The organism is Blautia sp. AM29-29 (assembly GCF_003480555.1).
In the GTDB taxonomy this organism is placed as follows: domain Bacteria; phylum Bacillota; class Clostridia; order Lachnospirales; family Lachnospiraceae; genus Fusicatenibacter; species Fusicatenibacter saccharivorans.
Map to the genome: position 1 here is coordinate 185,898 of NZ_QUJD01000004.1, position 11,369 is coordinate 197,266.

Genomic DNA, 11,369 nt, shown 5'->3' on the forward strand with positions numbered 1-11,369 from the left:
GCTGATTACTTTCTCATACATGGAAAACTGCATTTCTCTTTCCTTTCCGGAAGGCAGTCACTCCTTTTGATCACTTTGTGTTATCTCCTGCATCGCCTTCATCAGCAGTTCCGTGTCCATGCCCTTCAGTTTGCGGTACTCGTATCCCTGAATTTTCTGGTCAAAACCGCAGATTCCCTGATATTCACAGTACGCACACGCCGTCGCACCGTCCCGCTGATACGGGGAAATTTTTACATTGCCCGAAAAAATGCCCTCGCCGATCTCACGCACCTTCTTTCTGGTGTACGTACGGATCACATCAAACTGCTCCGGCGATGCTACTTTCGAATAGCTCGTATAACTTCCATCCTTCTTCTTTCCAACCGGAATCACATCGGATGTCGTTCCGTCCTCAAGCACGCGGTCGAGAAGCTCCACAACTTTCCGGTCCGCATTCACAAGACCGTCCATCCGCAGCGCTTTCAGCATCCGCCGGCCCCACGCCTCGTCGGTCTCATCCTCCTCCTGATCAAGCATCGGATCATCAATATGATAATAGAACACGCCCGCCGGCTCCACCTGCTTGCCGGGATGCTTTTTCTGCTCCAGTTCCATCGCCGCATCGAGATAAACAGCAAGCTGCAGCTGCAGTCCATAATAGAGCGCCACCAGGTCGAGCGACGTATTTCCCGTCTTGTAATCGATAATTTTCACATAGACCTTATCGTCCGTCTCGCAGAGATCCACGCGGTCAATCCGTCCGCGCAGACGCATTTTCTCATGCTCCGACAGATCGATGTTGATCGCCGACAGCGAGTCCTCCATCGAGAACGAAACCTCGAATTCCCCTGGCTCAAATTCTCCCTGCCGGATCTGCTGCTGCAGTGCCCAGACAGTTCGTTTCAGGATCCGCTTCACGCGGATAATGCGGTACTGATTCCGGCTTGAACTCTGAAAAATTGTGTTTCCATAGTCCGCCATCGGCTCCTCGACACACTCCTCAATCAGACGGTCACGCGTGTCATCGGTCACCGTCTTCCAGGTCTCACCGTTCTCCTGCAGTTTTTTCGAAAACTTCTCAAGCGCCTCATGCATGACCGTTCCCATATCCGCCGCTTTCAGCTCATACTGATCCCGCTCGCGGATCTGAAGGCCGAACTCCATAAAGTGGGCAAACGCACACGCCGCATATTTTTCCAGCCGCGTTGCACTGTTTTTTAACGTATCTCCGTACAGTGCCGATGCCGCACTCTTTCCGATTACACCGTCCGCACAGCGCAGAAACGCCGCTTTTCGATACGTCTCCGCCGGAATTCCCGCCTCCGGATGTGCTGCATACCAGCGGTAAAGCTCCTCAAACAGCGGATCGATCTCTCCCTCCGCCGCTCTGCCAAGCTCCTCCAGAAACAGTGCCTCGCCGGAACGCGGCATTTCCAGTTTTTCCTCCGGTTTTTCCTCTTTTTCAATATCCCGCACCGGAATCTCCGGGAAGAGTTTTCGGATTTCGTTAATCAGATACGACGGATTCTGCGCCTCGCCGGACGCGCCCGCTTTCGTAAAGGAAAGGTACAGCCGCTCCGACGGTTTTGTCAGATTTCGGTAGAGATGGAATTTCTGCTGATACATCGTCTCCCGCGCCGTCGGGGACAGCTTCGCATCCGCCCGTTCCAGCTCCTCGCGGTCATATTCCGAGAGAATGCCGCCGCCCGCGTCGTGGCGCGGAATCAGCCCGTCATTCACGCCGACGAAAAACAGCACGCGGATGTCCTTCAGACGCGACCGTTCATTATCACCGATCAGTACCTGGTCCGCCGTCGGCGGAATAATACCGACAGATGCCTCCGCAAATCCCGCTTCCAGAATTTCCTGATACTCTGCCAGTGTCATCTTCTCCTCACCCAGCACCTCGACGATCTTGTCCAGCAGCTCCATGACGATGCCATAAATCTGACTGTATTCTTTTGCAAATGCCTCCTGGCCCTGCTGTTCAAACTGCTGCCGCCGCTCCTCGAGTTTTTCCTGCATCTGATTCTGTACCGCCAACGCGTACAGGGCCTCCGTCCGCTCCCGCACCGTGGCATCTTTTTTCTTCATCCGCTCCGCAAACGGCTGCACTTCAGCATAGAACTTCTCCCGCAGAAGATTGCGCTGCGGCACTTCATCCGGCTTGATGCCGCGGTAGCCCCTCGTCCAGGTTTCCCCATACGCTTTCAGCCCGCGGATACCAAGCGCGAGCACATAGTTTTCCATCGCATCCGTCTCCTCGCGGTCCAGACTCGAAAGACCGCAGCGCAGATAGCGGAAGACGCTCTCGTACGAAAAACTCTGTACCACCATCTCGATCGCCGCACGCAGAAATTCCACGAACGGATTCATCAGCACGGAATGCTTTTCGTCCACGAAATACGGAACACCACATTTTTCAAAGATTTCCCGCGCATACGTGCCGTAAACAGAAAGATCTCCGGTCAGAACGGCGAAATCCTGGTAACGCATGCCCTCCTCGCGCACCATGCGGCGGATCAGACGCACCGTCTCTTCCAGCTCGGCACGCGGATTCGGCGCGACGCTGATGTAGATGCCCTGCTGTTTCGCCTCGTATCCTGCTGCCGGATTTCCTGTCTTTGCTTCCGTTCCTGATTCTGGTCTTTTTTCTATTCCATTTCCGGAAAATCCTCTCTTTCCATACCGGAACAGTCTCTGCTCCAGCTGATCCATCGTGCTTCCCGGCTGAAAACGACCATGTCCCGAGCGTCTGACCCAGATTTCCGGCTCCACCGGGCACCCTGCTTCATCTGCCGCTTTCATGAGCTGCTGGACAAGCTGGCGGCTCATCGCAAAAAGCTGATGCGGAATCGCCTTTTTATACGGGTCCTCCCGCTCATCCATAATAATCGTCACATAAACCTTCGCACAGAGCCGGAACAGTTTTCCAAGCACACCGATCTGCACCGGCGTAAATCCGGTAAACCCATCCACCAGCACCTCACTGTTTTTGATCAACGCCGATTCTTCCAGTTTCCCCGCCAGAACTTCCAGCACATCCTCCGCCGTCACATAACGGTTTTCCAGATATTCCTCAAACGCGCGGTAGATCACACCGGTGTCCTTCAGTTTTGCCGCCAGCAGCTTTTTCTCCCCCGTCTCTTCCGCCCACATATCGAGCTCGGACGGCGCAATCTGGTACTGCTTCAGCTCGGAAATCAGCGATTTCATCTGCGAGACTGCACCGGTTCTCTTTAACGTGCTTCCAAGAATCGTCAGCTCCTTTTTCTTTTCCTGTGCAACGCGTTTTACCACAAGACTTTTTCCCGTCTCTTCAAGCACCGGATACAGGCTGCCTCCGGTCTCCTCAAAAATACGGTACGCCAGACGCTGGAAACTCAAAATATCAATATTTAAAATACCGCCCGCCGGATGCAGTGACACGAGCTCTTTCTGCGTCTGCATCGTAAACTGCTCCGGCACGACGATCAGATAGTTTTTCTCCGGGTGGCACGCCGCTTCCGCCAGAATTTTTTCATACGCATACCTCGATTTCCCAGCCCCCGAATTTCCCATAATAAACTGCAGACTCATACCTTGCTCCTCCTGTTCTGATCCATTTCTGCCCCAAAATAAACATAGCTACAGTATAGCAGACTCTTTTTTTTGATGCAATCAACCTGCTGTAGAACAACCTTCATAAAAACCATTCTTCCCACATACATTATAGTAAAAACGCCCGCCTGTTCCGCCCCCGCAGACGGCTTTTCAAAAAGGAGTGTGCCCGCCCATGAGTTCCAAAACGAAAATTGTTGTACTACATATGAAAGAAGTGGTTTACACCGCTGTTTTTCTTGCTCTCGCGCTGATTCTTCTCGTGGTGTTTCTGATCATGTTCTCCGGGAAGAAGGATTCTGCGAAAAAACCTTCTGTCACCACTGCTGCTTCCGCCGAAAATGCACGCTACATTCCCGGCATCTACACCTCCACGATCTCCCTCGGCGACCAGACCTTCGATGTGCAGGTCAATGTTGAGCAGGACCGCATCACCGCGATTTCACTGAATAACTTAAGTGAAACCACCGCCGCCATGTATCCGCTCATGGAGCCCGCGCTCGATTCCATCGCAAGCCAGATCTATGTGAATCAGACGACGGAAGGCCTCATCTACGGAGAGGACGACCGCTACACCTCCGAACTGCTCGTCTCCGCGATCAATCAGGCGCTCGAACAGGCTCAAAATCCTTCCTCCTCAGAATCCTGATCTTTCCATGCGAAAAGGCCTCGAAGCATTCTTCTGCTCCGAAGCCTTTTTTCTGTCGTGCATCTCAAAATTTGATTGTCTGCACCAATTTGGATTATCTTTGTTTCTTTCCGTATTTCCTGTTTTGTTTTTTACAGCTGGTCGAGTTCCTCTCTCCAGAGCTTCACGCACGCATCACTCGGCATACGCAGGTCGCCGCGCGGGGATACCGCAACGCTTCCGACCTTCGGGCCATCCGGCAGGCAGGAGCGTTTGAACTGCTGCGCGAAAAATCTCCAGTAGAACGTTTTCAGCCATTTTAAGATCGTCGCATCATCGTAGACACCGGCAAATGCAAGTTTTGCCACACGGTAAATCTTGAGCGGTTCGTACGTCACACGCAGCATATAGTATAAGAAGAAATCATGAAGCTCGTACGGTCCGACGAGATCTTCTGTTTTCTGAGAAATGACACCATCTTTCGGCGGCAGCAGTTCCGGGCTGACCGGCGTGTCGAGCACATCCAGAAGGATATCGGAAAGTGCTTTTTCCCCGCAGGTGTCCGCATAATACTGCACCAGATGGCGCACCAGGGTTTTCGGTACGGACGCATTGACGGCATACATCGACATATGGTCGCCATTGTACGTTGCCCAGCCAAGTGCCAGCTCGGAAAGATCACCCGTTCCGATAACCATACCGCCGGACTGGTTGGCAAGATCCATCAGAATCTGGGTTCTCTCACGCGCCTGTCCGTTTTCATACGTCACATCGTGTTTCTCCGGATTCTGTCCGATATCACGGAAATGAAGATTGACAGCCTCCTTGATATCGATCTCTTTTAAGGTTGCGCCAAGGCATCTCGTCAGCTCACATGCATTCTGATACGTACGGTCTGTCGTTCCAAAACACGGCATCGTTACAGACAGGATCTGCTTTCTCGGAATCCCGAGCAGATCAAATGCTCTTGCCGTTACAAGCAATGCCAGCGTCGAGTCAAGTCCACCGGAAATACCGATAACTGCGCTCTGGCAATGGGTATGCGCCAGACGTTTTTTCAGTCCCATAGCCTGAATATTTAAAATTTCGTCGCATCGCTGATCGCGGTTATGCTTATCCGACGGTACGAATGGCCGTGGATCGAAGTAACGGGTCAGCTTTGTCTCTTCTATTGACAAGGAGAATCGAACGACCTGATACCCATCGGTTCTCTGCTCCGGATACGTGGTCATCCTTCTGCGCTCACTTGTGAGACGATCCACATCGAGATCTGCACAAATGATCTGATTCTCAAATCGTTTTGCCTCGGCAAGAATGGTTCCGTTTTCAGCAATCAGATGCTGTCCGCCAAAGACAAGATCTGTCGTCGACTCGCCCTCACCTGCTGTCGCATAAATATAGCCGCAGATCAGACGCGCCGACTGTGCGCTCACAAGGCTTCTCCGGTAACTGTCTTTTCCAACCATTTCATCACTGGCAGAAAGGTTTACGACCACTGTCGCACCGGCCAGCGCATGCGCCACACTCGGCGGATTTGGGGTCCAGAGATCCTCACAGAGCTCTGCCGCAACCTTAAGACGCGGCATTTTTTCACACTGGAAGAGCAGATTCATGCCAAACGGAACCTCTTTTCCAAAAAATTCCGTTGTTGTCACCGCTTCTTTTCCCGGCGTAAAATGACGCAGCTCATAAAATTCATTGTAGTTCGGCAGATACTTTTTCGGCACAATGCCGAGAAGCTCTCCGTGACAGAGCACAGCGGCTACATTGAACAGCTTTCCGCCCTGTTCCCACGGCAGTCCGACAAAAATCAGCGCATCGGTCTCTTTCGTACCATCGGCAATTTCCTTTAATCCTTCTTTCGCCGCATCAATCATCTGACTCTGCCAGAATAAGTCACTACAGGTGTAGCCGGTGAGAGCCAGCTCCGGGAGCACCATCACCTTTGCTCCCTCGCCCTCCATTTTATGAATCGTTTCCAGAATGACTCTCGTATTTTCTCTGACATCCGCTACCACTACCGCACAGGAAGCGGCGGCAACTTTTACGAATCCCTGTTTCATCTCTTTCTTCCTCCACTATCTGGTTCCCTGTTACAGATTTTCTGCAAACAGAAGCTCTCACAGCCTCCGTTTCGCCTGAAACAGTACTGCTATTTGCTCTTACGCAATAATTCTTTCAGATCCTCGGTAGAAAATTCATAGGCGCTGTTGCAGAAATGGCATTTCAGCTCCACCGGTTTTGCTTCCTGAATCATCTCGTTCAGTTCTTTTCTTCCGACCGCTATCAGCGCTTTCGATACACGCTCACGGCTGCAGTTGCAGTAAAACTGGGTCGGCACGGTATCGTTGATCACAAGGTCCATGTCTCCAAGCAGTTTTTCAAGAATCTGCTCCGGAGTCAGGCCCTCGTCAAGGAATGCGGTAACGGAATTGACTTCTGCCAGACGCTGCTCCAGTTTTTCAATGACTTTCTCATCGCAGAACGGCATCAGCTGAATGATAAAGCCGCCGGCCTGACGGACGGTATTGTCTTTGTTCATCAGCACACCGAGTCCGACGCTGGACGGAACCTGCTCACTCGTTGCAAAATAGTAGGTCAGATCCTCTGCGATCTCACTCGTCTGCAGAACGCACTGTCCGACGTACGGCTCTTTCAGTCCCAGGTCTTTGATGACATCCATGAATCCGACGCCGACAGCACCTGCCACGTCAAGTTTTCCTTTTTTGTTGGCCGGAATCACGACGTCCGGGTTTCCGACGTAACCTTTTACATTTCCTTTGGAATCTGCTGTTACGGTAATGCCGTTCAGCGGTCCGCCGGCATGGATGCGCAGGGTCAGAAGGTCTTTATCTCCCTTCATCATAACGCCCATCATTGCACCTGCCGTCAGAAGGCGGCCCAGCGCTGCGGTTGCAACCGGGCTCGTGTTGTGATCCTGGCGTGCTGTCTCTACGGTTTCTCTTGTTGTCGCTGCAAACGCACGAATCTGTCCGTCTGCCGCTGTTGCTCTTACAATATAATCCATGTTTCTCTCCTATTTCTCACTTTTTCCTTTTTCTCTTGCTACGACATAAATACGTTCGCTCTCCGGTCTCGGCGCATCCTTTGTGAATGCATCGTAGGCCGTTACAAACTCCATGCCTGCCTCTTCCAATAAGCGGCAGATCGTCGCAAGATCATACGCTCTCTGATAATGTACCTCCTCAAATTTACGGTACAGATCGGAATCTTCTCCCTCCGGGATGAAAATGGCGAGCTCATATTCGTTGATCTCTTCCTCCGGGTCATAGTAATTGTCCCAGATAAAGCTTGCCTCCTCGCGGTTTTCCGCAATCGTAGTCTCACCCATCTGTTCATATTTATACTTGGTATTCAGATCAAAGATAAACATGCCCTTCGGGTCCAGATAATTGTTGACGAGCGAGAAGACTTCCCGCAGATCGTCTTCCTCCAGAATATAGTTGATGGAATCACAGATGCTCACAACCGCCTTCACGGTTCCGTAGAGCTCAAATTCCCGCATATCCTGAAGCAGATATAAAATGTTTAAGCCGGACTCGGCGCGTTTTTCACTGGCAATCTCGAGCATATCCTCAGAATTGTCCACGCCGATCATATCGTAGCCCTCTTTGGCGAGCAGCTCGGTCATATTCCCCGTTCCACATCCAAGATCGAGCACCAGTCCGTCTTCCACCTGATATTCTTTTAAAAGCTGAATCAGATATTTGCTCCAGGCAGGATAATCCACGTTGTCCATGAACATGTCATATACCTGGGCAAAACTGGTATAACTTTCATTCATCTTTCTTTTCTCCTTCATCGTTTACAGTAGCTACGCCTTATTGTATCACATCACACAGGGCAACTCAATATACGAAAAGACCTGCAGGATCCCTGCAGGTCTCATTCACTCCCCGAGTTGGGCTCGAACCAACAACCCTTCGGTTAACAGCCGAATGCTCTACCATTGAGCTATCGAGGATTATTTAATTGAAGATATTTGATATACCTTCAAAACCGCATACACTACACATCTATCATTCCATCTTGTGAACACAACCAATTAGGTCAAGCCCTCGACCGATTAGTAACAGTCAGCTCCATGCCTTACGGCACTTCCACCTCTGCCCTATCTACCTCGTCGTCTTCAAGGGGTCTTACTTCTTTCGAATGGGATATCTCATCTTGAGGGGGGCTTCACGCTTAGATGCCTTCAGCGTTTATCCCTTCCCGACTTGGCTACCCGGCCGTGAACCTGGCGGTTCAACCGGTACACCAGAGGTCAGTCCATCCCGGTCCTCTCGTACTAAGGACAGCTCCTCTCAAATATCCTACGCCCACGCCGGATAGGGACCGAACTGTCTCACGACGTTCTGAACCCAGCTCGCGTACCGCTTTAATGGGCGAACAGCCCAACCCTTGGGACCTACTACAGCCCCAGGATGCGATGAGCCGACATCGAGGTGCCAAACCACTCCGTCGATGTGAACTCTTGGGAGTGATAAGCCTGTTATCCCCAGGGTAGCTTTTATCCGTTGAGCGATGGCATTCCCACTTAATACCACCGGATCACTAAGTCCTACTTTCGTACCTGCTCCACCCGTCGGTGTCGCAGTCAAGCTCCCTTCTGCCTTTGCACTCTTCGAATGGTTTCCGACCATTCTGAGGGAACCTTTGAGCGCCTCCGATACCCTTTCGGAGGCGACCGCCCCAGTCAAACTCCCCGTCTGGCATTGTCCCCCGGCCTGATAAAGGCCGCTGGTTAGAAGCCCAGCAGCACAAGGGTGGTATCCCAACAATGGCTCCCCTGAAACTGGCGTTCCAGGTTCACAGCCTCCCACCTATCCTGTACATGCACTGCCGGACCCCAGTACCAAACTGGAGTAAAGCTCCATGGGGTCTTTCCGTCCTGGCGCGGGTAACCAGCATCTTCACTGGTACTTCAATTTCACCGGATGCATTGTCGAGACAGCGCTCAAATCATTACGCCTTTCGTGCGGGTCGGAACTTACCCGACAAGGAATTTCGCTACCTTAGGACCGTTATAGTTACGGCCGCCGTTTACTGGGGCTTAAATTCAAAGCTTCGCTTGCGCTAACCTCTCCTCTTAACCTTCCAGCACCGGGCAGGCGTCAGCCCATATACCTCACCTTACGGTTTTGCATAGACCTGTGTTTTTGCTAAACAGTTGCTTGAGCCTATTCTCTGCGGCCAACTCTCGTTGGCACCCCTTCTCCCGAAGTTACGGGGTCATTTTGCCGAGTTCCTTAACAATGCTTCTTCCGCCGGCCTTAGGATTCTCTCCTCATCCACCTGTGTCGGTTTACGGTACGGGTATCTTAAAAACAATAGCGGCTTTTCTTGATTCATGGCTCACACACTTCCCTACTTTAGTTCGGTCCGCATCACGCCTTTGGATTGCCACACGGTTTTTCCTATGTGACTCCTCCTTCGCTTGCACGCGGCTTTCCGTTCCGCGCCTGTGCTTTCCACAAATGTCCCCACAGTTCTGTTTTAAGATAGTGCAGGAATCTCAACCTGCTGTCCATCGGATACGCATTTCTGCCTCTCCTTAGGCCCCGACTTACCCAGGGCAGATCAGCTTTACCCTGGAAACCTTGGATATTCGGCCGAGAGGATTCCCACCTCTCTCTCGCTACTCATTCCGGCATTCTCTCTTCCTGGCACTCCACAGCTCCTTCCGGTACTGCTTCATCGCGCCAGCAATGCTCCTCTACCATACCATACGGTATCCTGTGCTTCGGTGTCGTGTTTCAGCCCCGGACATTTTCGGCGCAGGACCTCTCGACTAGTGAGCTATTACGCACTCTTTGAATGTGTGGCTGCTTCTGAGCCAACATCCTAGTTGTCTTCGAAATCCCACATCCTTTTCCACTTAACACGTACTTTGGGACCTTAGCAGCAGGTCTGGGCTCTTTCCCTTTTGACTGCCCAACTTATCTCGTGCAGTCTGACTCCCGATGAGCATCTTTACGGCATTCGGAGTTTGATATCCCTTGGTAAGCTTTGACGCCCCCTTAGAAATTCAGTGCTCTACCTCCGTAAGACTCCATCGAGGCTAGCCCTAAAGCTATTTCGAGGAGAACCAGCTATCTCCGGGTTCGATTGGAATTTCTCCCCTACCCACACCTCATCGCCACCCTTTTCAACGGATGTGCGTTCGGCCCTCCACTACCTCTTACGGCAGCTTCAGCCTGGACATGGGTAGATCACCCGGTTTCGGGTCTACTCTTACTGACTCTGCGCCCTCTTAAGACTTGGTTTCCCTTCGGCTCCGCACCTGCAGTGCTTAACCTTGCCAGTAAACGTAACTCGCCGGACCGTTCTACAAAAAGTACGCGGTTGTGCACATAAGGCACTTCCACAGCTTGTAAACACAGGGTTTCAGGTTCTCTTTCACTCCCCTCCCGGGGTCCTTTTCACCTTTCCTTCACAGTACTATGCGCTATCGGTCACTGAGGAGTATTTAGCCTTGGAGGGTGGTCCCTCCTGCTTCCCACAAGGTTTCCCGTGTCTCGTGGTACTCTGGATCCTGCCAGCCTCTCATCAATTTCGCCTACGGGATTTTCACCCTCTCTGATCAGATTTCCCAAAACTGTTCGGCTATTGATTCGAGTACCTTATGCAGTCCACAACCCCGCGGTGCACGCACCACGGTTTGGGCTCTTTCCATTTCGCTCGCCGCTACTTTGGAAATCGAGGTTTCTTTCTTCTCCTCGGGGTACTTAGATGTTTCAGTTCCCCCGGTTCCCTTCCATACGTTATGGATTGGCGTATGGATACTTGAGGTTTGCTCAAGTGGGTTTCCCCATTCGGATATCTCCGGATCAATGGATATTTGCTCCTCCCCGAAGCTTTTCGCAGCTTATCACGTCCTTCATCGGCTCTCAGTGCCAAGGCATCCACCCTGCGCTCTTAATGCTTGACCTGTATTCTTGGTCCGCTGCCATCATAGCGTTGATGACAGGCTTTTGTGTTCTCTGCTTTAAAAGCAATTGATTCAATAATCTTTCGATTATCTCTGGTTTGATAACATCACATGCTCTCACACATGATGCCTCGGATGTCTTTTCCTATCTCTAACGTTTTAACGTTTTCAATATAGATTGTATATGCGGTTTTCAAGGTACATCTT

At 51.5% G+C, this 11,369-nt stretch carries 5 protein-coding genes, 1 tRNA gene and 1 rRNA gene; 1 reads left to right on the forward strand and 6 read right to left on the reverse strand.

Annotated elements, in window-relative coordinates; all coding sequences use genetic code 11:
- Window positions 1-57 precede the first annotated feature (57 nt).
- A complete protein-coding gene (locus DW769_RS04580) occupies window positions 58-3,561 on the reverse strand; it encodes a PD-(D/E)XK nuclease family protein (protein ID WP_118750021.1) in 3,504 nt (1,167 codons plus the stop codon).
- A 196-nt stretch (window positions 3,562-3,757) separates the two neighbouring features.
- Here DW769_RS04580 and DW769_RS04585 point away from each other — a divergent pair, with 196 nt between their 5' ends.
- The gene (locus DW769_RS04585) at window positions 3,758-4,231 is read left to right on the forward strand and encodes a hypothetical protein (RefSeq protein WP_118667023.1); all 474 of its coding nucleotides are present in this window, start codon (window positions 3,758-3,760) and stop codon (window positions 4,229-4,231) included.
- Window positions 4,232-4,362: 131 nt separating this feature from the next.
- Here the strand turns inward: DW769_RS04585 and DW769_RS04590 are convergent, their stop codons facing one another.
- The 5 genes from DW769_RS04590 to DW769_RS04610 all read right to left on the reverse strand — a co-directional run bounded on the left by DW769_RS04590 (window position 4,363) and on the right by DW769_RS04610 (window position 11,163).
- On the reverse strand, window positions 4,363-6,273 hold the full coding sequence (locus DW769_RS04590; RefSeq protein ID WP_118697535.1) for an NAD(+) synthase: 1,911 nt from the start codon (window positions 6,271-6,273) through the stop codon (window positions 4,363-4,365).
- Between the two features lie 89 nt (window positions 6,274-6,362).
- Entirely contained in the window at window positions 6,363-7,238 is an 876-nt protein-coding gene (gene hslO, locus DW769_RS04595; protein ID WP_022462421.1) for an Hsp33 family molecular chaperone HslO, read from the reverse strand.
- 9 nt (window positions 7,239-7,247) lie between these two features.
- Window positions 7,248-8,015, reverse strand: coding sequence for a class I SAM-dependent DNA methyltransferase (locus DW769_RS04600; protein WP_117509992.1), 768 nt, complete (start codon window positions 8,013-8,015; stop codon window positions 7,248-7,250).
- Window positions 8,016-8,123: 108 nt separating this feature from the next.
- Window positions 8,124-8,195 (reverse strand) — tRNA-Asn (locus DW769_RS04605).
- A gap of 81 nt (window positions 8,196-8,276) precedes the next feature.
- A 23S ribosomal RNA gene (locus DW769_RS04610) occupies window positions 8,277-11,163 on the reverse strand.
- Between the last annotated feature and the right edge of the window lie 206 nt (window positions 11,164-11,369).

Excerpts from the sequence above, each read along its gene's own strand:
- hslO (WP_022462421.1), bottom strand. The coding sequence starts at position 7,238 with ATGGATTATATTGTAAGAGCAACAGCGGCAGACGGACAGATTCGTGCG.
- DW769_RS04580 (WP_118750021.1), bottom strand. The coding sequence starts at position 3,561 with ATGAGTCTGCAGTTTATTATGGGAAATTCGGGGGCTGGGAAATCGAGG.
- DW769_RS04585 (WP_118667023.1), top strand. The coding sequence starts at position 3,758 with ATGAGTTCCAAAACGAAAATTGTTGTACTACATATGAAAGAAGTGGTT.
- DW769_RS04590 (WP_118697535.1), bottom strand. The coding sequence starts at position 6,273 with ATGAAACAGGGATTCGTAAAAGTTGCCGCCGCTTCCTGTGCGGTAGTG.
- DW769_RS04600 (WP_117509992.1), bottom strand. The coding sequence starts at position 8,015 with ATGAATGAAAGTTATACCAGTTTTGCCCAGGTATATGACATGTTCATG.